This window comes from Streptomyces sp. NPDC048018 (assembly GCF_043202995.1).
Lineage (GTDB): Bacteria > Actinomycetota > Actinomycetes > Streptomycetales > Streptomycetaceae > Streptomyces.
Genome location: NZ_JBIDBK010000002.1, coordinates 40,947 through 65,530, shown reverse-complemented (window position 1 = coordinate 65,530; position 24,584 = coordinate 40,947). Strand labels below are relative to the sequence as shown.

Below are 24,584 nucleotides of genomic sequence, written 5' to 3'. Positions count from 1 at the left end.
CGTGCGGAGGTCGGGGCGGGCGGTGCGATCGGGGCGGTCACGGAGCCCCCGGCGGCACGAACGGCAGCCCCTCCGGTGCGCCCCGCTCGATCAGACGGAGCAGCGCGTCCGTGTCGGCGTGCTGCTCGATCAGGTCGCCGAGGCGGTCGAGCTGCTCCTCGCGGAGGGTGCCGAAGGAGGTGTCGGGAGCCGGGACGAAGCGGCGCCCGGCCGCCGCCGCGACCTCGCGGAGGAAGGCGCGGCGGAAGGCGTCGCTCTCCAGGGAGCCGTGCCAGTGGGTGCCCCAGACCGCACCGACGCGGCAGCCGTCCAGGAACGGCTCGCCGCCCAGGACCTCCGCCACGCCGTGGTGGATCTCGTAGCCCTCGACCCGCTCGCCGAGCGCCTCGCCCACCGGCCTGGCCAGGGTCTTCTCCTGCGCGAAGCGCACCCGTACGGGCAGCAGGCCGAGGCCGTCGACGGTGCCCGCCTTCGACTCGACCTCGTCGTCGATGCGCTCGCCGAGGGCCTGGAAGCCGCCGCAGATGCCGAGCACCGGGCGCCCCTCGGCGGCCCGCCGGGCGAGCGCGCCGGCGAGACCGCGCTCGCGCAGCCAGGCGAGCGCCCTGACGGTGCCCCGGGTCCCCGGCACGACGACCAGGTCGGCGTCGACGAGTTCCTCGGGCCGGTCCACGAAGCGGACGACGACCCCGGGTTCGGCGGCGAGCGCGTCCACGTCGGTGAAGTTGGACATCAGCGGGACGGCGCAGACCGCCACCCGCAGCACGTCCTCGCCCAGCGGCGGCGCCACGACCGACTCGCGCACCGCACCGCGCAGGGACACCCGCAGGCCGTCCTCCTCGTCGATGCCGAGACCGTGCGCGTACGGCAGGACGCCGAAGGTCCGGCGCCCGGTGAGGCCGTGCAGCATGTCGAGGCCGGGTTCGAGCAGGCTCACGTCACCGCGGAACTTGTTCACCAGATAGCCCGCGACGAGCTCCTGGTCCTCGGGCGCGAGCAGCGCCGTCGTCCCGAAGAACTGGGCGAACACGCCGCCCCGGTCGATGTCGCCGACCACCACGACGGGCAGCCGGGCGGCCCGCGCGACGCCCATGTTCACGATGTCCGTGCGCCGGAGGTTGATCTCCGCCGGACTGCCCGCGCCCTCGCAGATCACGGCGTCGTACGTGCCCCGCAGCTCCTCCAGGCAGGCGAGGACCGGCTCGAAGAGCTCCTCCCGCCGGCCACCGGTCAGACCCTTTCCGGAGGTCGACCCGTTCCCGAAGAACCCGCGCGCGCTGAGCTCGCCGACCGGCCTGCCCATGAGCACGACCTGGCTGGAGCGGTCGCTGCCGGGCTTCAGCAGCACCGGGTTCATCAGCGCGCTCGGCTCGACCCGCGCGGCCTGTGCCTGCATGGCCTGCGCGCGTCCGATCTCCGCGCCGTCCCGGGTGACGAAGGAGTTGAGGGACATGTTCTGTCCCTTGAACGGCGCGACCTTCACGCCCTGCCGGACCAGCCACCGGCAGATGCCGGCCGTCACGACGCTCTTGCCCGCGTCTGACGTGGTCCCGGCGACGAGCAGCCCCCCACCCCTCATACGTTCCTCCGCTTCCTCAGCGCACTCGCGATCATGCGGCCGCCCGCACAGGCGGCCAGGGTCAGCCAGGTCACCCGGCGGGACAGCGCGACCGCCCGGTCGATGTCGGCCACCTCGACGGCGCGCCCGGTCGCGTTGAGGACGGGCCGGTGCTCGATCCGCCCGCCGTACGACAGGGTCCCGCCGAGCCGTACGCCCAGGGCCCCGGCGAACGAGGCCTCCACCGGGCCCGCGTTCGGGCTCGGATGCCTCCCGGCGTCCTCGCGCCAGGCCTTCACCGCCCCGCGCGGGTCGCCGCCGGCGACGGTGGTGAGGACGGCGGTGAGCCGGGCGCCCGGCCAGCCGGCGAGGTCGTCCAGCCGGGCCGAGGCCCAGCCGAAGCGCCGGTACCGGGGGGACCGGTGGCCGACCATGGCGTCCAGGGTGTTCACCGCCCGGAAGCCGAGCAGGCCCGGCACGCCCGCGACGGCGCCCCAGAAGAGGGCGCCCACGACGGCGTCGGACGTGTTCTCGGCGACGGACTCGACGACCGCGCGGGCCATCGCGGGTCCGTCGAGCGCCTGCGGGTCGCGGCCGACCAGGTGCGGCATCCGCTCCCGGGCCACCTCCACGTCGCCGGCCCGGAGCGCCCCGCCGATCGCGCGGGCCTCGCGGCCGAGGGTCGTACCGCCGACGACGGCCCACACGGAGGCGGCGGTCAGGGCGAGGGAGGCGGCGCGGCTGTTCCGCGCGGTACGGGCGGCGAGGACGCCGAGCGCCACGGTGCCGCCGGCGCAGACGGCGGTGTGCAGGGCGCCCCGGCCGCGGTCGTCGCGCCACAGCACGCGTTCGACGGCGCCGGCCGCCCGGCCGAAGGCGGCGACGGGGTGGCCGCGGCGCGGGTCACCCACGAGCAGGTCGACGGCGAGGCCGGCGGCCGCTCCGTACGCGAAGACGCGCGCGGCGGGGGCGGGAACGGGCGTGCGGGCACGGGAAGATCGGGGGCCGCGGCCGGGCATGGCACTGTGTCCTCACTCAGGGTCCGCGCCCTGGCTCGACGTGACCGGCGGCGAGAGTTCCTGACTCCCGGCCCCTGGGGACCGGTCACAGTGGCGGGACCGTGCCGGATTCGCACCGGACTTCCTCTGCTTGCCGCCGTAATGGCCTCGGCAGTCCACCACGCCCCGCGAACAGCCGTCAACTCACCCTTGACCTGCGTCGCGTCACTGTGCGAAGCACCACAAACACGGCGGCCGGGCGGCCCCGCACCCGAAGGTGGGGACCGCCCGGCCGGACGGTGCGCCGCGCGTCAGACGACGATCAGGTAGATGCCGTACGCCACGGCCGCCGCGCACAGGGCGAAGCAGAGGTAGGCGCCGGTGCGGGCCAGGGTGGCGGAGCCGCCGTTCGCCGCGGCCTCCTCCTGCTTGCCGAGCCCGACGACACCGAGGGTGAAGAGGCCCACGAGCGCGACGGTGGCCACGAGGCTGACTCCGAAGACGGAGCCGAGAGCTGCCCAGTCGATCTTCATGCTTGCTTCCAGTTCCTTAGACCGCGGCGGCGGGGGCCGGGGGAGCGGCGGGGTCCGCCGGTGCCGGGGCGGGGATGGTGGTCCTCAGGTCCTCGTCCACGACGGCGGCCACGGCGCCGGCCGGCGGCGGGGTGACGGCCGCGATGGCGGTGGTGACGACGCCCGCGGGCTCGGCGTCGTCCAGGTCGTCCGCGGTCACGTTGTGGTGGTCGACCGGCTTGCGGCGGGACAGCGACCAGATGACGCCGGAGCCCGCGACCAGGAGGACCGCGACCGCGGCGATGCCCCAGGTGCCCTGCTTGGTGAGGAACTCGGCGGCGGCGCCGACCAGGCCCGCGGCGGGCAGGGTCAGGCCCCAGGCGACGAACATCCGGGTGGCGGTGGACCAGCGGACGACACCGCCCTTGCGGCCGAGGCCGGCGCCCATCACGGCACCCGAGCAGGACTGGGTGGTCGAGAGGGAGAAGCCCAGGTGGGACGAGGCCAGGATGACCGTCGCGGCGCTGGTCTGGGCGGCGAAGCCCTGCTGCGGCTGGAGGTCGGTGAGGCCCTTGCCCATGGTGCGGATGATGCGCCAGCCGCCGAGGTAGGTGCCGAGCGCGATCGCCATGCCGGCGGACACGATGACCCACAGCGGAGGGTTGGAGCCGGGGGCGAGGACGCCGCCGGTGACCAGGGCGAGGGTGATGATGCCCATCGTCTTCTGGGCGTCGTTGGTGCCGTGGGCGAGGGAGACGAGACCGGCGGAGGCGATCTGGCCGGCCCGGAAGCCCTTGGCCGTGGCCTTCGACCCGGGCTTGGCGCCGAGGCGGTACGTCAGCTTCGTGGCGGCCATCGCGGCGAGACCGGCGACGATCGGGGCGGCGACCGCGGGGATGAGGACCTTGGTGACGATGGTCGGACCGTTGACGGCCGACCAGCCGGCCGACATCACGGCGGCGCCGATGAGGCCGCCGAAGAGCGCGTGGGAGGAGCTCGACGGGAGGCCGAGGAGCCAGGTCAGGAGATTCCACAGGATGGCGCCGACGAGCGCCGCGAAGATCACTTCGGTGCGAATGCCCTCTTCGTTGATGATGCCGCCGGAGATCGTCTTGGCGACCTCCACGGAGAGGAACGCACCGACGAGGTTCAGCACGGCGGACATGGCCACCGCCGTCTTGGGCTTGAGGGCACCGGTCGAGATGGTCGTGGCCATCGCGTTGGCGGTGTCGTGGAAACCGTTCGTGAAATCGAACACGAGAGCTGTCACGACCACAATGGCGAGCAGCAGCGTGATGTGTTCCATTTACCCAGGCAATCGTTTGACGTCAGTGGCAGGTTGAACGTAGGCAACCTGGGTGAACGGAAGGTGAACTGGGTCGGGCGACGTGGTGACCCGAAGCAGGGTCCGCGGATTCCGTTTACGGCTCGGACGGACTCGCTGTCCACGATGTGGTCCCCGCGCGACCCCGGGTAAACCGTGCCGTTCCGGGCCCGGCGCAACGCGCGTAGCTTCCTCCCCCCTCGCCCCGTATCGCCCCGTGGACCGCTCCGGCCCCACGGAGGACCCCGGGGACGAGACCCACGTCACTCCGGAAGGCCCCCGCCCGGTGGCACGTCGCGGGCGGGCTGCCGACACTGGGAGCGTGCGCCCGGCTACAGCGACGGCAGCGGCCGTCACCACAGTGATCGGTCTCGGCGCGGCCGCGGTGGCGGCCGGCCGGTACGCCAGCGACGTCGCCCTCAAGGTGCCCTCCGGGCGCCCCTTCCCCGGCGATCCCCGGCTCACCGTGCACAGCACGGGACCGGGCAGGATCTCCCTCACCCGCAGCCTGGCCTCCCTGCGCCCCGGCACCTACGGGATCGAGGCCGACGGTCTGCACGCCGTGGTCGGACCGGTCCTCGACCGGGTCCCGCACACCGCCGACACCGTCGTACGCCGCCTCGAACGCGTCGAGCTCGGCACCCTCGGCCCCGGGGTCCGGGTCCGCTTCACCCCCCAGCTGCACTGCGGCACCCCCGAGACCGCCCTCGGCATCGCCTACGAGGACGTCGAGATCCCCGGCGAGCTCGGCGCCCTGCCCACCTGGCTCGTCCCCGGCGCCCGTCCCACCTGGGTGATCGCCCTGCACGGCCTCGGCACCACCCGCGAGCAGCCGCTCAATCTGCTCCCCTTCCTCCACCGCCGGCAGATCCCCGTCCTCGTCCCCGCCTACCGGGGCGACGCCGGAGCGCCTCCCGCCCCCGACGGTCTCGGGCACCTCGGCGACTCCGAGTGGCGCGACGTCGACGCCGCCATCCGCTACGCCGTCCGGCGCGGCGCCGCCCAGGTCGTCCTGCACGGCTGGGGCTCCGGCGCGGCCATGGCCCTGCACGCCGCCGCGAGCTCCGGCGTCCGCGACCGCATCCGCGGCCTCGTCCTCGACTCCCCGGTCCTCGACTGGGAGGCCACCCTGCGCAACCTGGCCGCCGCCCACCGCGTGCCGGGCCCGCTGCTCCCGCTCGCGGTCCGCGCCGCCCAGGGCAGGACCGGATTCCACGGCGACCGCCTCCAGGAGGCCGCCGCCCCCGGGGCGCTGCGCGTGCCCACCCTGCTCTTCCACGGCCCCGACGACACCATCGCCCCCTGGGCCCCCTCGCAGCGCCTCGCCGAACTCCGCCCGGACCTCGTCACCCTCACCACGGTCCGCGCCGCCCCCCACGCCGCCATGTGGAACGCCGACCCCCTCCGCTACGAGGAGGCCCTCCGCCGCTTCCTGACCCCGCTCGTCTAGGTGTCCTGATCACGAGCGTGGTCACCGGGCCGGGCCCCCGGGACCCGGACGATCGGCCGGGCACGGCTCGGGGCGCCCCTCCGGCAGGCCCCGCCGGGACGGGGAGGCACCGGTCCGGGACGCGCCTTCAGGGGCCGGGAGGCCCTCGGGTCCGGGAGGCATCCCCGGGGGTCGGGAGGGCCCCGTGCCGCCCGTACCCGGGCCGCCGCCGCGGGCGAACCCCCGGCGGCGCGGCGGCGTTGCCGATTCCGATTGGGCTTTCGGGCCGTCAGCGGGAAGACTGCCCCCGTGACGTCTCGAAAGCCCGATGAACCATTGGCGCGCAACTCCAGACTCCGACTCGTCCGTCCGCGGGCCCTCGCCACCGCGCGCAAGGCCGTGACGACCCGGCGTACCCGCCCGGCACCCCGGCCGCCGGAGGGCACGCCGCCCCGCGCGGAACTGGCCCTTCAGGCGCGGGCCCTACTCGCCGACGCGGTCCGGATCGCCCGCTGGGCGGCCGTCGACCGGCAGGCCGAGACCGCACCCCCGGACGGGGAACGGGCCGCCGCCGCACTGGATCTGACGCCCGGGCAGGTCAGGGCCGGCTGGGACCGCGCCCGGCTCGCCGGTCTCGTCGAGCTTCACGGCGACACCGCCCGCCCCGGCTGGCGGCTGCAGGCCTGGGACCGGGACGACTCCGCCGTGCTGCGCGGCTGGGTCGCGCTCTTCGACGCCTGGTCCCTGGTCCACCCGGCGCCCGAGGACGTGGCGCCCGGCGCCGTCGCCGAGGTCGTCGAGGCCGTGCCCCAGGTCCTCTCGCTGCTCCAGCTCTCCGCCGGGCCGGTGGCGGTGCCCAGCCTGCTCGACCTGCTCCGGCAGCGCGTCGACGAGCTGCGCGAGGAACGCTGCGAGGTCCCGGCCCCCGACGCCGCCGTCGAGCCGGCCCCGGCCGCCGAGGGCCTGCCCCCGCTGCTCGACTGGGCACTGGAGGGCCTGGCCGCCGTCGGCGCGCTCACCCTCGGCACGAGCCCGGAGGGCGGCCGGCAGGCCACCCTGACCCCGCTCGGCAACTGGGCGGTCTGGGTCAAGCTGGAGCAGATCTGCGTCGCCGCCCAGAGCCCGGCGGGCAACATCGAGCAGTCGGCCGGGGACATGCTCCGCGGCTGCGCCCGGCTCACCCCGGGCCCGGCCCGCGACGAGTACCGCGCCTGGCTCGCCGCCCGCACGCTGTCCAGCGCGGTCGCCGAGCTGCTCGCCGTCGCCCGGGGCGAGGACGCCCTGCTGCGCGGTCTCGCCTTCGAGGCCCTGCGGGTGGTCGGCGCCCCGGCCGAGCCCGAAGTGCGCGCCGCCGTCGCGGAGCCCTGCCTCCGCCCGTACGCGCTGCTGTGGCTCGCCGAGTACGAGGGCACCGACCCGGACGACGCCCCCGAGGTGCTGACCCGCGAGGAGGCCACCTGGCTCTGGGTGGACACCGCGGCGGCCGTGGCCGACCACGGCGAGAGCGCCCTGCTCGTGCGTCACCTGGACTCCGCCGTCCAGGGCACCGTGCCCGCCCTCCTCGACGAGGTCCGGGCCGTCGGCCATCCGCGCACCGTCCAGGTCCTGGTCGCCCTCGCCGCCGCCCACCCCGACCCGTCCCTCGCGAAGGCGGTCCGCCGCGCCGCCTTCCAGGTCCACACGGGCGGCGCCTGAGCCGGCCGGGGCCGGTGAGCGGCCGGAGCTATCCCGTGGCGCCGGGGGCGTACGTCCCGAAGCTCCAGACGTTGCCCTCGGCGTCGCGGGCCATGTAGTCCCGCGAGCCGTAGTCCTGGTCGGTCGGCGGCATCACGATCTCCGCGCCCCGGGCGACCGCGCGGGCGTGGTGGTCGTCGACGTCCGTGACGCGGACGTAGACCCCGGCCGGGCCCGCGCCCCTCATCAGGCGGTCGAACCGGCTCTCCGTGCCCTTGCTGCCGAGCATCACCCTCCCGTTCCCGTAGGACAGCTCCGCGTGCGTCACGCGCCCGTCCTCCCCCTCGTACACGGCGTCGGCGGTGAAGCCGAAGGCCTCGGTGAGCAGCCGGATCGCGGCCTTCGCGTCCTCGTACCTGAGCGTCGGACAGATGTCGGGGGACTCGCCCATCCCGATCACTCTCCTCTCCTCCGCGGGTGGTCCCGCGGTGTCGGTGGGGTGTGCTCCGGGCGCGCCCTCGGCCCGGCCCGGGCCCCGGTCCGGGGCCGCCGCACGACGGTGCCGGGTCCGGCCGGGCGCCCGCGGGTCAGCGGAAGGTGTTGCAGCGCGCCATGTCGCCCGTGGCGTAGCCGGTCGAGAACCACTGCCGGCGCTGTGCGGCCGAGCCGTGCGTCCAGCTCTCCGGAGTGACCCGGCCCTGGAACCGCTCCTGGATCCGGTCGTCGCCGACCGCGGCCGCCGCGTCGAGGCCGTCGCGGACGTCGTCCTCGGTGAGCCGGGTGAGCAGCGGGCGGCCGGTCCTGTCGTCGGGCGTGGTGGTGGCGTGCCGGGCCCAGACGCCGGCGTAGCAGTCGGCCTGGAGCTCGACCTTCACCGCGTTGGAGTTCGCGCCGGTGCGCCCGTCCTGGGCGCGGGCCAGCGTCCCCATCATGTTCTGCACGTGGTGGCCGTACTCGTGCGCCACCACGTACGCCTGGGCGAAGGGCCCGCCGGTCGAGCCGAACTTCGTGCGCAGCTCCTCGAAGAACCCCAGGTCCAGATAGACCCGCCGGTCGCCGGGGCAGTAGAACGGGCCGACCGCCGAGGTCGCCGCGCCGCAGGCGGTCGGGACCCGCTCGCTGAACAGCACCGTCGTGGCGTCCCCGTACCGCCCGCCGCGGCGGGCGTACTCGGCCCGCCAGAAGTCCTGCAGGCTGTTGACGACCGCCACGGCCCGGCAGTCCTCGCGGCGGTTCGCGTCCGCGCCGGTCCGGCAGCTCCGGTTCACCTGGGCGGCCGACGAGGAGGTCGCGGCCGGCTCCTCGCCGCCGGAGGACAGGCCCAGCTGCTCGGGCCCCACGCCGAAGAGCAGGCCCAGGACCAGGGCGATGACACCGATGATCCCGCCGCCGACCGTGGCCCTGCCACCCGGGATGCGGCTGCCCCGGACGTCGTCGACCTCCGAGGTGTCCAGGTTGGCGTCGTCGTCGAACTGCATGGCCACCGCCCTCCGCGTCTGTGCCGAGTATCGATCGGCCGAGCGCGGATCACCCCTTTTGCGAAGCATGCGAGGGAGGCGAGGAGAGTGCCCCATGTCGGCAAAGGTGTGAGATGGGGCACCTGTGATCTGTGGCCTAAAAGCAGTTGCGGCGGCCCGTTAGACTGGCCGCATGGCCATTCTCCCCGTGCATTAGCGGCGTCGAAGCCCCGCTCAGCCGTCCTTCCGCCGTTACCCATCGCCCTGGAGTCTGTCCGTGATCACCGCCTCCGGCATCGAGCTGCGCGCCGGTGCCCGTGTCCTCCTCGAGTCCGCTTCCTTCCGTGTCGCCAAGGGCGACCGCATCGGCCTGGTCGGCCGAAACGGAGCGGGCAAGACGACCCTCACCAAATGCCTCGCGGGCGAGGGGCAGCCGGCCGGCGGCACCATCGCCCGCTCCGGCGAGGTCGGCTACCTTCCGCAGGACCCGCGCACCGGCGACCTCGACGTGCTCGCTCGCGACCGCATCCTCTCCGCCCGCGGCCTCGACGTGCTCATCCGCAAGATGCGCCAGAACGAGGAGCGCATCGCCACCGGCGCCGGCGCCACCCGCGAGAAGGCGCTGCGGCAGTACGAGCGCCAGGAGACCGAGTTCCTCACCAAGGGCGGCTACGCGGCCGAGGCCGAGGCCGCCACCATCGCCGCCGCCCTCGGCCTGCCCGATCGGGTCCTCGGGCAGCCGCTGCACACCCTCTCCGGTGGTCAGCGCCGCCGTATCGAGCTCGCCCGCATCCTCTTCTCCGACGCGGACACCCTGCTCCTCGACGAGCCCACCAACCACCTCGACGCCGACTCGATCGTCTGGCTGCGGGACTACCTGAAGACGTACCGCGGCGGGTTCATCGTGATCTCCCACGACGTCGACCTGGTCGAGACCGTGGTGAACAAGGTGTTCTACCTGGACGCCAACCGCTCCACGATCGACGTCTACAACATGGGCTGGAAGCTCTACCAGCAGCAGCGCGAGGCCGACGAGAAGCGCCGCAGGCGCGAGCGCCAGAACGCGGAGAAGAAGGCCGCCGCGCTCAACTCGCAGGCCGACAAGATGCGCGCCAAGGCCACCAAGACCGTGGCCGCGCAGAACATGGCCAAGCGGGCCGAGCGCCTGCTGTCGGGCCTGGACGCGGTCCGCGTCTCCGACAAGGTCGCCAAGCTCCGCTTCCCGGAGCCCGCGCCCTGCGGCAAGACCCCGCTCACCGCCGAGGGCCTGTCCAAGTCGTACGGGTCCCTCGAAATCTTCACCGATGTGAATCTCGCGATCGACAAGGGCTCGCGCGTGGTCATCCTCGGCCTCAACGGCGCGGGCAAGACCACCCTGCTCCGGCTGCTCGGCGGCGTCGAGCAGCCGGACACCGGCGAGGTCACGCCCGGCCACGGTCTCAAGCTCGGCTACTACGCCCAGGAGCACGAGACGCTGGACCCCGAGCGCACGGTCCTGGAGAACATGCGCTCGGCCGCGCCCGACCTGGACCTGGTCGAGGTCCGCAAGGTGCTCGGTTCCTTCCTGTTCTCCGGCGACGACGTGGACAAGCCGGCCGGAGTCCTCTCCGGCGGTGAGAAGACCCGCCTCGCGCTCGCGACCCTGGTCGTGTCCTCCGCGAACGTGCTGCTCCTCGACGAGCCGACCAACAACCTGGATCCGGCCAGCCGCGAGGAGATCCTCGGCGCGCTGCGCACGTACAAGGGCGCGGTCGTGCTCGTCACCCACGACGAGGGCGCCGTCGAGGCCCTCGACCCGGAGCGGATCATCCTGCTCCCGGACGGCGTGGAGGACCTGTGGGGCGCCGACTACGCGGACCTGGTCGCCCTGGCCTGAGTCCGGCGAGCGGGCCGGGTGATCACCCCGGGCTGGATCATTCGGCTCATGGGTGATCCTTCATATGAGTGAGTGAGTCTCGTACCTTCGGCGCGGGGTCTGCGGAATCCTTCCGTCAGGCCCCGCGCCGCACTCGTGTTCGCGTAGGGGCGCTGACCTGGCACTTCCCGGTGAACCGGGAGGAGGGGCGGGTTTCCGACCCAGCGGAACGATCAATTCCGGTCGTGGCGGTCCGCGGCGCTCGGCCCAAGGGAATGGCACGGACCTTGTCGAATGGGTGGCCAGGACGTCCGAGAGGGGTGATCATGAGAAGTCCAGAGCGCACTTCCCATGAGGAGGCACGGGTGGCCGAGACTCTGAAGAAGGGCAGCCGGGTGACCGGCGCCGCGCGCGACAAGCTCGCGGCAGACCTGAAGAAGAAGTACGACTCCGGTGCGAGCATCCGGGCGCTGGCCGAGGAAACCGGCCGCTCCTACGGGTTCGTCCACCGGATGCTCAGCGAGTCCGGAGTCACGCTGCGGGGACGCGGCGGAGCGACACGGGGCAAGAAGGCTGCCTCGGCCTGACATCGGGGCGGCCTGTCCGGCCCACCGGGTCTTCCGGTGGCCACCCGGTCGGTCGTGTGGTCGACCGGGTGGTTACTGTGCAGTCACTTAGCATCGGATGCAGTGCTGCACCGGAACCGGAGGCGCCCCATGACTTCGCTCCACGACTCTGAGCACGCAGAGCTCGTTTTCGACAAGGACGGTGTACGACTCACCGTCGAGGACGCCGTTGCCACGGTGACCCTGACCCGACCGGCGAAGCGCAACGCCCAGTCTCCCGCTCTGTGGCGGGCGTTGACGGAGGCCGGCCGGTCACTGCCGGGCAGCGTGCGGATCGTGGTCCTGCGCGGTGAGGGCAAGTCCTTCTCCGCGGGCCTCGACCGGCAGGCCTTCACGCCCGAGGGCTTCGACGGAGAGCCGTCCTTCCTCGACCTCGCGCGCGGTTCCGACGCGGACCTCGACGCGGTCATCGCCGAGTACCAGGAGGCGTTCACCTGGTGGCGCCGCAGCGACATCGTGTCGATCGCGGCCGTCCAGGGGCACGCCATCGGCGCGGGCTTCCAGCTCGCGCTCGCCTGCGACCTGCGGGTCGTCGCCGACGACGTGCAGTTCGCCATGCGCGAGACCAGCCTGGGCCTCGTCCCGGACCTGACCGGGACGCACCCGCTCGTCTCCCTGGTGGGCTACGCACGCGCCCTGGAGATCTGCGCCACCGGGCGTTTCGTGCACGCCGAGGAGGCGGAGCGCATCGGCCTGGCCAACCTCTCCGTGCCCGCCGCCGAACTCGACGGCGCCGTACGGGACCTGGGTGCCGCCCTGCTCGCCGCCCCCCGCTCGGCCGTCATCGAGACCAAGGCCCTGCTCCAGGGCGTCTCCGGGCGCTCGTACGAGGAGCAGCGCGTCGCCGAGCGGGCCGCGCAGGCCCGGCGGCTGCGCGACCTGGCCGGCCTCGGCGACTGAGCCGTACCCGGCCCGTCAGCGCAGCTCCGACACCAGCACCGTGACCGCCGTCGCCTCCGGGGCGGCGGCGGTCACCGCCGTCCGGACCGCGCGCACCACGTCCAGCGGGCGCCGGCCCCGGGTGACCGCGAGCTCGACGCGCAGCATCCCCTCCCTCTGCTGCAGCGGAGTGCCGAAGACATCGGTCAGGGCCGCGACGCCCGCGACCGCCAGGGCGGCGAGCGCCGCGGGGGAGCCGGGGGCGGGCGGCGTCGTTCGCCCGGGTGGCGGTACGGGGGGCGTCGGATCGGGGGCGGCGGCCAGCAGCTCCGTCACCCGCAGGTTCACGGACTCGACCGGGAGCCCGAGCCCGTCCTCCGCCGCCTGCAGCAGCGCGGCCCGGAGCCGGTCCGCGAGCACGGGCAGCGGGCGGCCCGGCACCGCGGCGAAGTCCAGCGACACCTCCAGTGCCCCGGGCGGGAGACCCCCCGGCGGTACGGGCAGCGGCGTCGCGGCCGCCCGGGCGAGCCGGAACCGGGGGCGGCCCGGCACCACGCCCCGCACCTCCGTCGCCGTCGTCACGAGCAGGTCCCGTACCGTCCGCTCCGCGATCCACGCACCGTCCGCCGCCTCACCGAGCGGCAGCAGCCGGTCCGTCGTGCGCCACACCTCAGCAGTCGTCATTGCTCCAGCCTGCCGCATTCCCGGCGCGAGACCGGGTAACTCGCCTTAATGTGGGCAAACCAGATGAAAGCGGAGAGAAGGGATGGCTGGCGATGGCCGACAATCCGCGTTCCGAGCAGCAGAACCCCAACCCCGTGACCAAGCGCGGGGGAGGTGACCCGGCGGCCCGGGGACGCACCACGATCGCCGACGGCGTCGTCGAGAAAATCGCCGGCATGGCCGCCCGCGACGTCGTCGGCGTCCATGCCATGGGCAGCGGGTTCTCCCGCACCCTCGGCGCGGTCCGTGACCGCGTCCCCGGCGGCGGCACGAAGTCCGGTGTGACCCGCGGCGTGAAGGCCGAGGTCGGAGAGCTGCAGACCGCACTCGACCTGGAGATCGTCGTCGACTACGGCGTGTCGATCTCCGAGGTGGCCGGCGCCGTCCGGGAGAACGTCATCGCGGCCGTCGAGCGTATGACCAGCCTGGAGGTCGTCGAGGTCAACATCGCCGTCAGCGACGTCAAGCTGCCGGAGGAAGAGGAAGAGGAGCCGGAGAGCCGGCTTCAGTAGACGACGGTCCTACGGCGGAAAGGGCTCAGCATGAGCATGGCGGTGGTCGGTCTGGTGGCCGGCATGGCGCTCGGCTTCGCCGGGTACTTCGGTGGCTTCGGCGCGTTCGTCCTGGTCGCGGCCCTCGGCGCGATCGGCTTCGTGGTCGGGCGCTTCCTGGAGGGCGACCTGGAGTTCGGCGATCTGTTCCGGGGCCGCGAGCGCGGCGACCGGCGGCGGTGACGGCCGGTGGCGGACCTGGTGAAGGACCGGGTGGGCGCGGCGACCCGGGGAGCGACGACGATCGCCGACCGGGTCGTCGCGAAGATCGCTGCCCAGGCGGCACGCGAGGCGCTCGACGCGCTGCCCAAGGAGGGCTCCGCGCCGCACGCCACGGTCGTCGTGCACCGTGACGTCGCCCGGGTCGCGGTCACTCTCGAACTCGACTATCCCGCCGACATCGGGCGCCAGTGCGGCGCCGTGCGCGGCCGGGTCCGGCAGCGGGTCGAGACCCTGGTGGGCATCGAGGTGCACGAGGTGTCCGTCCACGTGGAACGGCTGCACTCCGTGCACACCGCCCATGACCACAGACGGGGGCGCCTGAAGTGACCACCGACACCGTCCCCGTCCGCCAGGACGATCACGACCCGCCGTCCCCCGCGCCCACCCCGCGGCGCTTCTGGGCCGTGCGGCGGATCCCCGCCGCGATCCTCGCCGTCGTGCTGCTCGGCGGCGCGGGGCTGCTGCTGTACGACGTGGCCGCCGTACGGGCGGACCACACCGCCATGGCCTGGCGCAGCACCCTCGCCGACGACCTGGCCACCTGGCACCTCGACGACGTCTGGGTCCTCGCCGGGGCCGCGCTCGCCGTGGCGCTCGGACTCTGGCTGCTCGTCCTGGCGGCCACTCCCGGCCTGCGGGCCGTGCTGCCCATGCGGCGCGAGCACACCGACGTACGGGCCGGGCTGGACCGCAAGGCCGCCGGGCTGGCCCTGCGCGACCGGGCCGTGGAAGTGTCCGGCGTGCAGTCCGTACAGGTCAGGATGGGCCGGTCCAAGGTGAAGGTGAGGGCCGTCTCCCACTTCCGCGAACTCGACGTGGTCCGCGCCGACCTGGAGGGCGTCCTCGGCGGCGGCATCGAAGAACTGGGGCTCGCCCACCCGCCGGCCCTGACCGTACGGGTGGCCCGGCCGCCCAGGAAGGGGTGACGCCGTGACCGTCGTGCTCCGACGCGTCAACCGGATCGTGCTGGCCCTGGTCGGGCTGCTGCTCGTGGTGGGCGGCGGCGCCGTCCTGGCGGCCGGCCTCGATCTGCCCGTGCCCCCCTGGTGGCCCTGGTCGGGGCCGGACGACGTGCTGCTCACCCGTGCCGAGCGTCAGCACTGGCGCGACGAGAGCTGGTGGTGGCCGGTGGTCATCGCCGTGCTCGGGGTCCTCGTGCTGCTCTCCCTGTGGTGGCTGATCGCCCAGTTCCGGCGGGCCCGGCTCCGGGAGGTGCTCGTCGACAGCGGCGACGGCGAGGAGGCCGTGGTGCGCGGCCGGGCCCTGGAGGCCGTCCTGGAGGCCGACGCGGCCGCGCAGGAGGGAGTGGCCCGGGCCCGGGTCGCCCTCACCGGGCGTCGCGCCGCGCCGCGGACCCGGGTCGCCCTGCAGCTGGAGCCGTACGCTTCCCCGGCCGACGCGCTGACCGCGCTGTCCGAGCAGGCCCTGGCCCATGCCCGTACGGCGACGGGGATCCCCGCCCTGCCCACCGAGGCCCGGCTGCGCGCGGTCAAACACCGGGCCCGGCGGGTGGCTTAGGCCCTCCTCGCGGATCCGGCCGGTCCTGGGCCCGCCGGCGCGGGGAACCCGAGCCCGCGTCAGAAGCCGCTGCGCGCGCCGCCGTCCACCGGGAGCATCACGCCCGTGAGGTACGAGGCGGCCGGAGAGAGCAGGAACGCGGCCGTGCGGCCGAACTCCTCCGGGGTGCCGTAGCGGCGCAGGGGGATCCGCGCCTCGTTCGCCACGCGCGTCGCGTCCGCGTCCCCGGACAGTCCGTCCAGGTAGCGCACCCGGTCGGTGTCGATGCGGCTCGGCAGCAGGCCGACGACCCGGATGCCGCGCGGGCCGACGTCGTTGGAGAGGGACTTGGCGAAGCCGGCCAGGCCGGGGCGCAGGCCGTTGGAGATGGCCAGGCCCTGGATCGGCTCGTGCACCGAGCCGGACAGCACCAGGCCGATGACCCCGCCCTCGGTCAGCGTCTCCGCCGCCGCGCGGGCCAGCCGCACGGCGCCCAGGAAGACGGTGTCGAAGGCGGTCGCCCACTCGGCGTCGGTGTTGTCGGCGCCGAAGCCCGGTGCCGGGCCGCCCACGCTGATGAGGATGCCGTCGAAGCCGCCGAACCGGGACCGCGCCTCCGCGATCAGCCGGGCCGGGGTCTCCGGGTCGGCGTTGTCGGCGGCGACACCCGCCGCGTTCGGCCCGAGTTCGGCCGCCGCCTCGGCGACGGTCTTCTCCTCGCGCCCGGTGAGCAGCACCTTCGCGCCCTCGGCGAGCAGCGCCTCCGCCGAGGCGCGGCCGAGCCCTCGGGTCGCGCCGGTCACCACGTACACACGGTCCTTCAGCCCAAGATCCATGGCCCGATTCTAGGTTGCCGCCCCCGGGCCCGCCGGTGACACCCGTACGGTGTGCGGCATGAGCGACATCACCGACTACTGGTCCTCGCCCCCCGACCGTACGGTGCACGGCGGGTTCGGCCGCTGTGACATCACGATCCTGCTGCCTCCCTTCGACGTGGACGCCCGGAGCCTTCCGGCCAACGATCCATCGAGGGCGCGGGAGTTGGTCCGTTCCTTCGGCACCGTGGAGGAGGTCGTCGAGGAGCTGGGAGCGAGAGGCGCGAACGAGGTGCCGTATCCGGTCGAGCGGACGGACCTCGACGTGGTCCTGGCCGGGGCGTGGGGGAACGTCCTGGGCATCAGCGACCCCGCGCTCGCCGACGACGGCAACGACGAGCCGCTGCGGCGCGAAGTGGACGGGCTCCGGCGGCGGTTCACCGACGCGCGGATCTTCGGCCGGGTGGCGTTCGACTGCGGCGACTCCCACACCGAGGACCTCGTGTCGCTGCCGGACGGCACGCTGTTCCACGCCTCCGGCTGGCCGGGGACGGAGCCGTGGGAGGTCACCGGCGATCCGCACGAGGTCGCCGCCGCACTCGGGATCACGCGCGGGATGCTGGCGGACGCCGAGGTGGATCTGGCGGCCGAGCCGGAGGAGGTGGAGTGGGGGGCCTTCGTCTCCCTCGCCCTCGGGAACGCCGACCCCTGGCCGTGGGCGGAGTCCCGGATCGGAGCGTTCCGGGTGCGGCACACCGAGGCGTACACGCGCCGTATGGAGGAGCTCTTCCTTCCGCATGTGTGACAACTCGACTGTTCCTTCGCCGGATTGACACGCCGGTGCGGGCATGACCCTGTCATCTCTGTCGGTGGGGCGGTCTAGGGTGAGCCGGGGGCGGCGCTCACGTCACGGGGGCCATGCGCCGCCCCTCACCCCCTGACGCCCCCTCGACGAGGGAAGACAAAGCATTGTGAACAGGGCGATACGCATACCCAACCGGTGGCGGCTGGTCGCGCGCTTCGCGGCCGCTCTCGGCCTGGCCGGGGCCGTCACGCTCACCGGACTGCCCGGTGTCCCGGTCGAACACTCCGAAGCCGCGCCCGTCACGGCCAAGCTGCGGCCGGGCACCGGGAAGCGGTGCGACTCCAAGCACCTGGGCAAGTCCTACGGCACCACTCCGCGGAACTCCGGTTTCCCCACGACCCCGGGAACCAACTTCGACGCGTGGAAGGGTGATCCGAAGAACTTCAACTACCCGCTGCCGAGCAAGGCGTTCGACGGACTGAAGGCGCCGACGGCCGCCGAGGAGGCCAAGGCCCTCTCCAAGGTGCCGGGCGACCGGACGAAGAACGTCGAGGCGTGGAAGAAGCAGGCCGCGGCGACGGGGGACCCCGCCGACCGGGCGATGGAGATCTACGCCCGCTTCCTGGAGAAGCCGCGTCCCAAGGGCTTCGACCACTTCTTCCGGGGCCTCGTCACCAACGAGAGCAACCGGACCAAGGGAGACGCGTTCGAGAGGCAGGTGGTCAGGGACTTCCGGCTGATCGGGCCGGACTGGCTGTGCGAGGTCTACGTCGACCTCTTCGACGCGGACGGAAAGCCGGCCGGGTACCGGAAGTACGACGCGTACAACCAGCGCACCAAGGAGTTCAACGAGTTCAAGTCCAACAGCAAGCCGGAGCTGTCGCAGCTGCGCAAGGACCGGGTCATCGCGAAGTCGATGCCCGATCACACCTTCCGCTTCGTCGGCGCGAAGAACTTCGAGGCCAAGCACCGCAAGCTCGTCGACGACTTCAACCGTGACGTCGAGCGGATGCGGCCCGGCAGAACCAACCAGGTCCGCGGCTTCCAGCGGCAGTACAACCTCATCCCGCAGACCAAGCCCATCCCCGGCTACTCGCGCTACGACACCTGGTTCGCGCCCGGCTGCCAGGGCGGCCCGGCCGGTCAGCCGCGACTCGCTGCCGCCGGTGCCGGCACCTGCGGCAGCAGGGGACCGCTCAACGACCGGGTCAACGGCTCCGGCCGCACCCTGAACGAGGCCCGGCAGATCCAGGCCGAGGCCCGCCGGCTCGACACCCGCGGCACCATGCCGCGTGGCGGACCGGGCGGCATCGACTTCACCACCCTCGAACTGCGCTACGTCGGCGGCCTCGCCAAGGGCAAGGGCATGCAGTACTCGATGAAGGCCGACATGATGCCCGACCCGGACGAGGACCCGGGCTTCGGCGGCCAGGAGAAGGTGCAGCTCGCCTCCGACGCACTCTTCACCTGGCTGGCGCTCACGCCGGACAAGTTCTGGGTCAACCTGAACCCCGACGAGCCGAACCGCGTCATGGACGCCAAGTTCGCCTCGACGGACGCGGGCCGGGTGCTGCTGGAGGCCGACCTCCAGATGAAGCACGACTTCTTCAAGGCCATGGACCCCAAGACGGACCTCGGCAAGCGCTACTGGGCCGCCCTGCCCAAGGACAACGGCAACCCCTGCATGCCCGGCCTGCGGAACTGGATCGAGCCCAAGCCCGCCCAGGTCCGCGAGCAGGACGGCGGCATCTACATCCTGGACGCCCCGCTGGCCCTGAAGTCCACCGCGCAGAAGACCGTCACGCACGGTCCGGGCGAGCCGATCTGCGACCCCGGCCCGGAGCAGGTCAAGGCGGCGCAGAAGGTCGTCGACGCGCTGATCGTCCCCGAGGTCGAGAAGATCATCAACACCGCGCCGCAGTACGCCGACCTGCGCCGCGTCTACACCTCCCGGGTCGCCGCCGAGTGGATCCGGCAGCAGGACGCGAAGCAGGAGAGCGACTTCCGGAAGATCATCGGCAGCGATGACGTGAAGCGCTGGCCGCTCCGCGCGCCCCACGAGAACTGGGACAAGGACGAGCTCTTCAAGCGCTACCGGAAGATCTTCATCGACGGTGAGTTCACGTACGACGTGGACACCGACCACGGCGTCCGGGTCTACATCGTCGGCGGTGTCGACTTCTCGAAGCAGCCGAAGAAGAACATCAGCAAGGTCCGCTTCGTCACCGAGAACCGCACGCTCGACACGACCACCACGACGTCGATGCGGTCGGACGACACCTCCTACCGGGACACCGACATCCTCTACATCGGCGGTGACTCCTCCGGCGACACCGGCGGCGGCAACCCGACGCCCACCCCGTCGCCGAAGCCGACGACGCCGAAGCCGACCGGGGAACCCACCGTGACCCCGACGGCCCAGCCCTCGCACACGCCGGCCCCCACCGCCACTCCCGGCCGTCCGGGCGGCGACCTCGCCCACACCGGCTCCGACACGCCGATCGGGACCATCGCGGGCGTGGCCGCCGCGGTGATCGCCGTCGGCGCGGGACTCGTGTGGTGGATGCGCCGCCGCCGGTCCACCACGGGCTGACCCCCGGCACCCGCCGGTCCACCGGGCCCCGCTCTCACACGGGTACGTGAGGGCGGGGCCCTCCCCATCGCCGCTGGGCGGGGGCAGGCCGTCGCCGGGGGAGGCCGGGGACCCGCCGGGGCCGCCCGGGTCGCGCGCCGAACCTCCCGGGGCCGCCCCGCTCCGGCCCGGCCCGCTCAGGCCCCGCCCGCTCCGGCCCGGCCCGCCCAGGCCCCGCCCCGCTCCGGCCCCGCCCCGCTCAGGACTCCTCGGCCGCCAGCTCGATCGCGGTGCCCACGAGGCCGATGTGGCTGAAGGCCTGCGGGAAGTTCCCGAGCTGACGCCGGCCCGCCGGGTCGTACTCCTCGGCCAGCAGCCCGACGTCGTTGCACAGCCCGGTCAGCCGCTCGAACAGCTCGCGCGCCTCCTTCACCCGGCCGGTCATCCGCAGGGCGTCCGCCAGCCAGAACGAGCAGACCAGGAAGGTGCCCTCCTGGCCCGGCAGTCCGTCGACCGAGGCGCCCTCCGTCGAGTAGCGGCGGACGAGCCCGTGCTGCGTCAGCTCCGCCCGTACCGCGTCGACCGTGCCCACCACCCGGGGATCGTCCGGCGGCAGGAAGCCCACCCGCGGGATCAGCAGGGTCGCCGCGTCCAGCTCGGTCGAACCGTAGGCCTGGGTGAAGGTGTTCCGCTCCGGGTCGTAGCCCTTCGCGCACACCTCCGCGTGGATCTCGTCCCGCAGCGTCCGCCAGCGCACCGGGTCGCCCGGCAGCGAGGGATCGTCCTCCAGGGTCCGTACCGCCCGGTCGGCCGCCACCCACGCCATCACCTTGGAGTGCACGAAGTGCCGGCGCGGCCCGCGCACCTCCCAGAGCCCCTCGTCGGGCTCGCGCCAGGTCGACTCCAGGAACCCGAGCAGGCTCAACTGCAGGTTCCAGGCATGCCGCTGCGCCGGGATCCCGGCCTCCCGGGCCCGGAAGAGCGAGTCGATCACCTCGCCGTACACGTCCAGCTGGAACTGCTCCACGGCCGCGTTCCCGATCCGTACGGGCGCCGAGTCCGCGTAGCCGCGCAGCCAGGGCAGGGTGGTCTCGGGCAGTCGGCGCTCCCCGGCGGGGCCGTACATGATCTGCAGGTCGGCCGGGTCGCCGGCCACCGCGCGCAGCAGCCAGTCGCGCCAGGCCTCCGCCTCCTCGACGTACCCGGCGGACAGCAGCGCGTTGAGCGTGAGAGAGGAGTCGCGCAGCCAGCAGGCGCGGTAGTCCCAGTTGCGCACGCCGCCGAGCTCCTCGGGCAGGGAGGTGGTGGCCGCGGCCACGATCCCGCCGGTCGGGGCGTAGGTGAGCGCCTTCAGGGTGATCAGGGAGCGCAGGACCGTCTCCCGGAAGGGCCCCTCGTACGTGCAGCGGGACGCCCACGCCCGCCAGTCGGCGAGCGACTGCTCCAGGGACGCGAAGGGGTCGACGAGGTCGGGGCGCGGCTCGTGGGAGGGGTGCCAGGTGAGGACGAACGCCACCTTCTCGCCGGCGGTGACGGTGAACGCCGAGCAGGTCGCGAACTGCTGGCCCCAGGTCTTCACCGGGGGCTCGCTGCGCAGCCACACCGAGTCGGGTCCGGCGATCGCCACCCGGTGTCCGTCGGTCCGGCGCACCCACGGCACGATCGAGCCGTAGTCGAAGCGCAGGCGCAGCACCGAGCTCATCTCCACGCGCCCGCGGACGCCCTCGACGATCCGGACGACGTCGGGCGCCCTGTCGCGCTGCGGCATGAAGTCGATCACCTTGACCGCGCCGGTACGCGTCTCCCACACGGTCTCCAGGACCAGGCTGTTCTCCGCGTAGCGCCGGCTCGTGCAGGTCACGGCGCCCTCGGGGGCGATACGCCAGTGGCCGTTGTTCTCGTCGCCGAGGAGCGCGGCGAAGCAGGCGGCCGAGTCGAACCGGGGCAGACACAGCCAGTCGATCGACCCGTCGCGGCCGACGAGCGCGGCGGTCTGGAGATCGCCGATCAGGGCGTAGTCGTCGATACGTTGCGTCACGCTTCGGCCTGTTCCCGCAAGTGGCGGTGGTCAATCAACTCCGGGTGGGCGCACCGGAGGTCTTCAGGCGGTCGCCCCGGCGGGCTCGGGGGTCCCCGCCGCCGAACCGGACTCCCCGGCCGCCGCCTCCCGGTCGCGCTTCTCGCGCCGGACGAGGATCACCCAGCCGACCGGAACGCCGGACGAGAAGAGCCACCACTGCACGGCGTACGCCATGTGCGCGCCGATCGAGTCGTGGTCGGGGTCGGGGATCGGCTCGGGGGTGCCGCCGGCCGGTTCGGGGGCCGTCTGCTCCAGATAGCCGCCGAGGACGGGGCGCCCGATGAGCTGGGTCTGCTGCGCGCTGGAGATCAGCATGACCTGACGGTCCGGCAGGCCCTTGAGGTCCTTGATGCCGCTGGCGCCGGTGGTCTCGTCGGCCATCAGCCGGCCGGTGACGGTGACCTCGCCCCGGGGGGCGGGCGGCACCCGCGGATAGGCGCGCTGGTCGTCCGCCGCCTCGATCCAGCCGCGGTTCACCAGCACGACCTTGCCGTCCTTCAGGACCAGCGGGGTCAGTACGTGCACGCCGACCCGCTCGTCGGACGAGACGCGGCGGCGCACGACGACCTCGTGCGCGGTGTCGAAGGTGCCGGTGGCGGTCACGTGGCGCCAGTAGTCGGCGCGGGGGACGGTGTGCCCGGGGGAGGTGAGCTCCTCGACCGGGACGGGCTTCGTCGCGAGGTTGTCCGCGATCAGGGTGTTCTGGGCCACCCGGCGTTCGTGCCGGTGGAACTGCCAGAAGCCCAGCTCGATCATCACGGGGATGAGGACGAGGGTCAGGAGGGTGAGGATCACCCACTGCCGGGACAACAGGAAGCGGTACACCCCACGACCGTACATGCGAGGCCGTGGGGCGACCGCACGGGGGTTCCGGTCACCGGGGCGAGTGACCAGAGGATCGTTTCGTCACACTTTGTCGACGATGCCCACCCTCCCCTCCGCGCGGGCGCAGTGGCCGCCGCAGTACCAGTTGCCCCCGACCTCGACGCCCTGTCCGATGATCTGGACCCGGCAGTGCTCGCAGATGGGCGCCATGCGGTGGATGGCGCAGGCGAAGCAGTCGAAGACGTGCACCGCGCCCTGCGCGTGCACCTCGAAGGACATGCCGTAATCGTTTCCGCAGACCTCACAACGTGCCATGCGCCACAGGGTGCGGCCGCGCGCGGGCGAAGGCCGGGCGGCGCGCCCGGCCGTCACCCGTCTGCCGCCGTCAGCCGTCGGCCGGGGCCACGTCGCGCAGCAGCTGCGTGTAGGCGGCCTCGTCGACGACCGGGGTGCCGAAGGCCTTCGCCTTGACGGTCTTGGAGGTGGCGGAGTCCGGGTCGTTGGTGACGAGCAGGCTGGTGAGCCGCGACACACTCGACGCGACGTGCAGCCCGGCCTCGACCGTCCGGTCCTCCAGGAGTTCACGGTCGACCGAGGTGTCGCCGGAGAACGCCACGCGCATGCCCTGCTTGAGCGGTTTGTCCGACTCGTAACGCCCGGGGTTCGGGTACGGACACGCCGGCCGCTTGCGCGAGGGGCGCCAGCCGTTCGTCCGGTACGAGGCCTGGTGGCCGATCCGCGGCTGCGCCGGGGCCGAGGCCCACTCGGTCAGCGGCCGGCACTCCAGCAGCGGCAGCCGCACCTGGCGCTCGGCGGCCGCGTGCAGGCTCGGCCGGAACGCCTCCGCGAGCACCCGGGCGTCGTCGAGCGCGTTGTGCGCGCGCTGCTGCACCACGCCGAAGTGCGCGGCGAGCGACTCCAGCTTGTGGTTCGGCAGCGGCAGCGACAGCTCCTTGGACAGCGCGATCGTGCAGAGCCGCTGCCGCACGGGCGCGGCGCTCTCGGCCCGCGCGTACTCGCGGGCGATCATCTGCCAGTCGAACATCGCGTTGTGCGCGACGAGCACCCGGCCGTCGAGCCGCGCGGAGAACTCCTCGGCGATCTCGGGGAACAGCGGCGCCCCCGCGAGCACGTCGCTCGTCAGTCCGTGGATCCACACCGGCCCGGGGTCCCGCTCGGGGTTGACCAGCGTGTACCAGTGGTCCTCGACGTTCCCCTGCGCGTCCAGCCGGTAGACGGCAGCCGACACTATCCGGTCGTCGCGGGCGAGTCCGGTGGTCTCCACGTCGACGACCGCGTACCCCTGCGGGTAGGCGGCCGGCCACGTCGCTGCTGTCGTACGGTCGTCGAGCATGGTCACTGAGAATACGGGTCCCCGCCGACAGCCGGGTGCCCGGTGCCCGACCGGTGACCGGAACCGGTCGTCCCGGCGACCGTCTCGGGGGTCGCCGGACCGGCGAGCAGTCCCGTCACCAGGGCCCGTGCGGAGGCGTGGAAGAGCGCCTCCGTGTCGATCGCCGCCGCCAGGGCACCGGCCAGGGCCGGGTCCGCCGCCGTCGTCCCGGCGGCGGCCTCCGCGGCCCACAGGTCCGTCTCCGCCGGCGACTGCGCCGGGGCGCGCTCGCGGTTGCGTTCCACCAGGACGTGGCCGACGACGTGGAACTGGACGGCGCGGACCAGTTCGGCGGCGCGGGCGCCGCGCAGGCCGGCCTCGTGGGCCTCGTGGACGAGGGCGCGCTGGGCGGGCAGGAACATGCGTTCCGTGAGGCCGCGTTCGTGGACCAGCGCGACGAGGTGCGGGCGCTCGCGCAGTGCGCGGCGCAGGAGCAGGGCGACGGAGACGATCCGCTCGGCGGGGCCGGCGCCGCGGGGGCGGAGGGTGCCGAGGTCGGCGACGGTGCGTTCGACGAGGGCGTCGAGGAGCGACTCGCGGTTGCCGACGTGCCAGTAGATCGACGTGACGGCGGTGCCGAGTTCGGCCGCGAGGCGGCGCATGGTGAGCGCGGCCGGGCCGTGCTCCTTGACCAGCGCCGCGGCGGCGTCCAGGACCTCGTCGCGGGTCAGCGCGGTGCGTGCCATCGGATCGATCCCCCAACTCGCTTGTCTGTCACGCCTCTTTACCCTTCCGGGCGGTCGGTGTAACTGTGTTACAGGCCGATACGTTCCCGGAAGGCGGTACGTC

General features: G+C 73.5%; 25 protein-coding genes and 1 riboswitch. Of the genes, 12 read left to right on the top strand and 13 right to left on the bottom strand.

What is annotated here, in order from left to right:
* Positions 1-37: 37 nt before the first annotated feature.
* The 4 genes from ACGF1Z_RS06145 to ACGF1Z_RS06130 all read right to left on the bottom strand — a co-directional run bounded on the left by ACGF1Z_RS06145 (position 38) and on the right by ACGF1Z_RS06130 (position 4,374).
* On the bottom strand, positions 38-1,579 hold the full coding sequence (locus tag ACGF1Z_RS06145; protein WP_393000503.1) for a cobyric acid synthase: 1,542 nt from the start codon (positions 1,577-1,579) through the stop codon (positions 38-40).
* Positions 1,576-2,577, bottom strand: coding sequence for a cobalamin biosynthesis protein (locus tag ACGF1Z_RS06140; RefSeq protein ID WP_393000501.1), 1,002 nt, complete (start codon positions 2,575-2,577; stop codon positions 1,576-1,578). Before ACGF1Z_RS06140 ends, ACGF1Z_RS06145 begins: the two co-directional genes overlap by 4 nt.
* 54 nt (positions 2,578-2,631) lie before the next feature.
* Positions 2,632-2,705, bottom strand: a riboswitch (cobalamin riboswitch).
* Positions 2,706-2,867: 162 nt separating this feature from the next.
* Positions 2,868-3,089 carry a hypothetical protein gene (locus tag ACGF1Z_RS06135; protein WP_393000499.1) on the bottom strand — a complete coding sequence of 74 codons (222 nt, stop codon included), beginning with the start codon at positions 3,087-3,089 and terminating at the stop codon, positions 2,868-2,870.
* A 16-nt stretch (positions 3,090-3,105) separates the two neighbouring features.
* Positions 3,106-4,374, bottom strand: coding sequence for an anion permease (locus ACGF1Z_RS06130; protein WP_393000497.1), 1,269 nt, complete (start codon positions 4,372-4,374; stop codon positions 3,106-3,108).
* Positions 4,375-4,714: 340 nt separating this feature from the next.
* Between ACGF1Z_RS06130 and ACGF1Z_RS06125 the strand changes: the two genes are divergently transcribed.
* Entirely contained in the window at positions 4,715-5,842 is a 1,128-nt protein-coding gene (locus tag ACGF1Z_RS06125; protein ID WP_393000495.1) for an alpha/beta hydrolase, read from the top strand.
* A 288-nt stretch (positions 5,843-6,130) separates the two neighbouring features.
* Positions 6,131-7,516 (top strand): hypothetical protein, encoded by a 1,386-nt coding sequence (locus tag ACGF1Z_RS06120; protein WP_393000493.1) that lies wholly within the window; start codon positions 6,131-6,133, stop codon positions 7,514-7,516.
* Between the two features lie 28 nt (positions 7,517-7,544).
* On the opposite strand, the gene ACGF1Z_RS06115 is transcribed toward ACGF1Z_RS06120, so the two are convergent.
* On the bottom strand, positions 7,545-7,946 hold the full coding sequence (locus ACGF1Z_RS06115) for a VOC family protein (RefSeq protein ID WP_393000491.1): 402 nt from the start codon (positions 7,944-7,946) through the stop codon (positions 7,545-7,547).
* Positions 7,947-8,082: 136 nt separating this feature from the next.
* Positions 8,083-8,973 (bottom strand): neutral zinc metallopeptidase, encoded by an 891-nt coding sequence (locus ACGF1Z_RS06110; RefSeq protein ID WP_393000489.1) that lies wholly within the window; start codon positions 8,971-8,973, stop codon positions 8,083-8,085.
* Positions 8,974-9,229: 256 nt separating this feature from the next.
* On the opposite strand from ACGF1Z_RS06110, the gene ACGF1Z_RS06105 reads away from it, so the two are divergent.
* From ACGF1Z_RS06105 to ACGF1Z_RS06095, 3 genes are all read left to right on the top strand, one after another.
* On the top strand, positions 9,230-10,828 hold the full coding sequence (locus ACGF1Z_RS06105) for an ABC-F family ATP-binding cassette domain-containing protein (protein WP_393000487.1): 1,599 nt from the start codon (positions 9,230-9,232) through the stop codon (positions 10,826-10,828).
* A 344-nt stretch (positions 10,829-11,172) separates the two neighbouring features.
* Positions 11,173-11,394: a helix-turn-helix domain-containing protein gene (locus ACGF1Z_RS06100; protein WP_006123601.1), complete on the top strand. Its 222-nt coding sequence runs from the start codon at positions 11,173-11,175 to the stop codon at positions 11,392-11,394.
* A 129-nt stretch (positions 11,395-11,523) separates the two neighbouring features.
* Positions 11,524-12,333, top strand: coding sequence for an enoyl-CoA hydratase/isomerase family protein (locus ACGF1Z_RS06095; RefSeq protein WP_393000485.1), 810 nt, complete (start codon positions 11,524-11,526; stop codon positions 12,331-12,333).
* A gap of 15 nt (positions 12,334-12,348) precedes the next feature.
* Here ACGF1Z_RS06095 and ACGF1Z_RS06090 read toward each other — a convergent pair whose 3' ends face one another.
* The gene (locus ACGF1Z_RS06090) at positions 12,349-12,996 is read right to left on the bottom strand and encodes a hypothetical protein (protein ID WP_393000483.1); all 648 of its coding nucleotides are present in this window, start codon (positions 12,994-12,996) and stop codon (positions 12,349-12,351) included.
* Between the two features lie 92 nt (positions 12,997-13,088).
* On the opposite strand from ACGF1Z_RS06090, the gene ACGF1Z_RS06085 reads away from it, so the two are divergent.
* The 5 genes from ACGF1Z_RS06085 to amaP are packed head-to-tail and all read left to right on the top strand — an operon-like array spanning position 13,089 to position 15,326.
* On the top strand, positions 13,089-13,547 hold the full coding sequence (locus ACGF1Z_RS06085; RefSeq protein ID WP_393000481.1) for an Asp23/Gls24 family envelope stress response protein: 459 nt from the start codon (positions 13,089-13,091) through the stop codon (positions 13,545-13,547).
* Positions 13,548-13,577: 30 nt separating this feature from the next.
* Positions 13,578-13,769 (top strand): hypothetical protein, encoded by a 192-nt coding sequence (locus ACGF1Z_RS06080; RefSeq protein WP_376629834.1) that lies wholly within the window; start codon positions 13,578-13,580, stop codon positions 13,767-13,769.
* A gap of 6 nt (positions 13,770-13,775) precedes the next feature.
* Positions 13,776-14,135 (top strand): Asp23/Gls24 family envelope stress response protein, encoded by a 360-nt coding sequence (locus tag ACGF1Z_RS06075; protein WP_393000479.1) that lies wholly within the window; start codon positions 13,776-13,778, stop codon positions 14,133-14,135.
* Entirely contained in the window at positions 14,132-14,734 is a 603-nt protein-coding gene (locus ACGF1Z_RS06070) for a DUF6286 domain-containing protein (protein ID WP_393000477.1), read from the top strand. The genes ACGF1Z_RS06075 and ACGF1Z_RS06070 overlap by 4 nt, the downstream gene beginning before the upstream one ends.
* 4 nt (positions 14,735-14,738) lie before the next feature.
* Positions 14,739-15,326 carry an alkaline shock response membrane anchor protein AmaP gene (gene amaP / locus ACGF1Z_RS06065; protein WP_393000475.1) on the top strand — a complete coding sequence of 196 codons (588 nt, stop codon included), beginning with the start codon at positions 14,739-14,741 and terminating at the stop codon, positions 15,324-15,326.
* Between the two features lie 59 nt (positions 15,327-15,385).
* Here the strand turns inward: amaP and ACGF1Z_RS06060 are convergent, their stop codons facing one another.
* Positions 15,386-16,141 carry an SDR family oxidoreductase gene (locus tag ACGF1Z_RS06060; protein WP_393000473.1) on the bottom strand — a complete coding sequence of 252 codons (756 nt, stop codon included), beginning with the start codon at positions 16,139-16,141 and terminating at the stop codon, positions 15,386-15,388.
* Between the two features lie 58 nt (positions 16,142-16,199).
* On the opposite strand from ACGF1Z_RS06060, the gene ACGF1Z_RS06055 reads away from it, so the two are divergent.
* The gene (locus ACGF1Z_RS06055; RefSeq protein WP_393000471.1) at positions 16,200-16,925 is read left to right on the top strand and encodes a DUF6333 family protein; all 726 of its coding nucleotides are present in this window, start codon (positions 16,200-16,202) and stop codon (positions 16,923-16,925) included.
* Positions 16,926-17,091: 166 nt separating this feature from the next.
* Entirely contained in the window at positions 17,092-19,518 is a 2,427-nt protein-coding gene (locus ACGF1Z_RS06050; protein WP_393000469.1) for an LAETG motif-containing sortase-dependent surface protein, read from the top strand.
* Positions 19,519-19,756: 238 nt separating this feature from the next.
* On the opposite strand, the gene ACGF1Z_RS06045 is transcribed toward ACGF1Z_RS06050, so the two are convergent.
* From ACGF1Z_RS06045 to ACGF1Z_RS06025, 5 genes are all read right to left on the bottom strand, one after another.
* Positions 19,757-21,535 carry a glycoside hydrolase family 15 protein gene (locus ACGF1Z_RS06045; protein WP_393000467.1) on the bottom strand — a complete coding sequence of 593 codons (1,779 nt, stop codon included), beginning with the start codon at positions 21,533-21,535 and terminating at the stop codon, positions 19,757-19,759.
* 63 nt (positions 21,536-21,598) lie between these two features.
* Entirely contained in the window at positions 21,599-22,402 is an 804-nt protein-coding gene (locus ACGF1Z_RS06040; protein WP_393000465.1) for an SURF1 family protein, read from the bottom strand.
* Positions 22,403-22,483: 81 nt separating this feature from the next.
* Positions 22,484-22,717: a hypothetical protein gene (locus tag ACGF1Z_RS06035; RefSeq protein ID WP_393000463.1), complete on the bottom strand. Its 234-nt coding sequence runs from the start codon at positions 22,715-22,717 to the stop codon at positions 22,484-22,486.
* Between the two features lie 70 nt (positions 22,718-22,787).
* Complete coding sequence (locus ACGF1Z_RS06030; protein WP_393000461.1) at positions 22,788-23,762, bottom strand: DEDDh family exonuclease; 975 nt, start codon at positions 23,760-23,762, stop codon at positions 22,788-22,790.
* On the bottom strand, positions 23,759-24,481 hold the full coding sequence (locus tag ACGF1Z_RS06025; RefSeq protein WP_393000459.1) for a TetR/AcrR family transcriptional regulator: 723 nt from the start codon (positions 24,479-24,481) through the stop codon (positions 23,759-23,761). Before ACGF1Z_RS06025 ends, ACGF1Z_RS06030 begins: the two co-directional genes overlap by 4 nt.
* Positions 24,482-24,584 lie beyond the last annotated feature (103 nt).

Coding starts and splice junctions, on each gene's coding strand:
- ACGF1Z_RS06145 (WP_393000503.1), bottom strand. CDS start 1,579: ATGAGGGGTGGGGGGCTGCTCGTCGCCGGGACCACGTCAGACGCGGGC.
- ACGF1Z_RS06140 (WP_393000501.1), bottom strand. CDS start 2,577: ATGCCCGGCCGCGGCCCCCGATCTTCCCGTGCCCGCACGCCCGTTCCC.
- ACGF1Z_RS06135 (WP_393000499.1), bottom strand. CDS start 3,089: ATGAAGATCGACTGGGCAGCTCTCGGCTCCGTCTTCGGAGTCAGCCTC.
- ACGF1Z_RS06130 (WP_393000497.1), bottom strand. CDS start 4,374: ATGGAACACATCACGCTGCTGCTCGCCATTGTGGTCGTGACAGCTCTC.
- ACGF1Z_RS06115 (WP_393000491.1), bottom strand. CDS start 7,946: ATGGGCGAGTCCCCCGACATCTGTCCGACGCTCAGGTACGAGGACGCG.
- ACGF1Z_RS06110 (WP_393000489.1), bottom strand. CDS start 8,973: ATGCAGTTCGACGACGACGCCAACCTGGACACCTCGGAGGTCGACGAC.
- ACGF1Z_RS06095 (WP_393000485.1), top strand. CDS start 11,524: ATGACTTCGCTCCACGACTCTGAGCACGCAGAGCTCGTTTTCGACAAG.
- ACGF1Z_RS06090 (WP_393000483.1), bottom strand. CDS start 12,996: ATGACGACTGCTGAGGTGTGGCGCACGACGGACCGGCTGCTGCCGCTC.
- ACGF1Z_RS06085 (WP_393000481.1), top strand. CDS start 13,089: ATGGCCGACAATCCGCGTTCCGAGCAGCAGAACCCCAACCCCGTGACC.
- ACGF1Z_RS06080 (WP_376629834.1), top strand. CDS start 13,578: ATGAGCATGGCGGTGGTCGGTCTGGTGGCCGGCATGGCGCTCGGCTTC.
- ACGF1Z_RS06060 (WP_393000473.1), bottom strand. CDS start 16,141: ATGGATCTTGGGCTGAAGGACCGTGTGTACGTGGTGACCGGCGCGACC.
- ACGF1Z_RS06055 (WP_393000471.1), top strand. CDS start 16,200: ATGAGCGACATCACCGACTACTGGTCCTCGCCCCCCGACCGTACGGTG.
- ACGF1Z_RS06035 (WP_393000463.1), bottom strand. CDS start 22,717: ATGGCACGTTGTGAGGTCTGCGGAAACGATTACGGCATGTCCTTCGAG.
- ACGF1Z_RS06025 (WP_393000459.1), bottom strand. CDS start 24,481: ATGGCACGCACCGCGCTGACCCGCGACGAGGTCCTGGACGCCGCCGCG.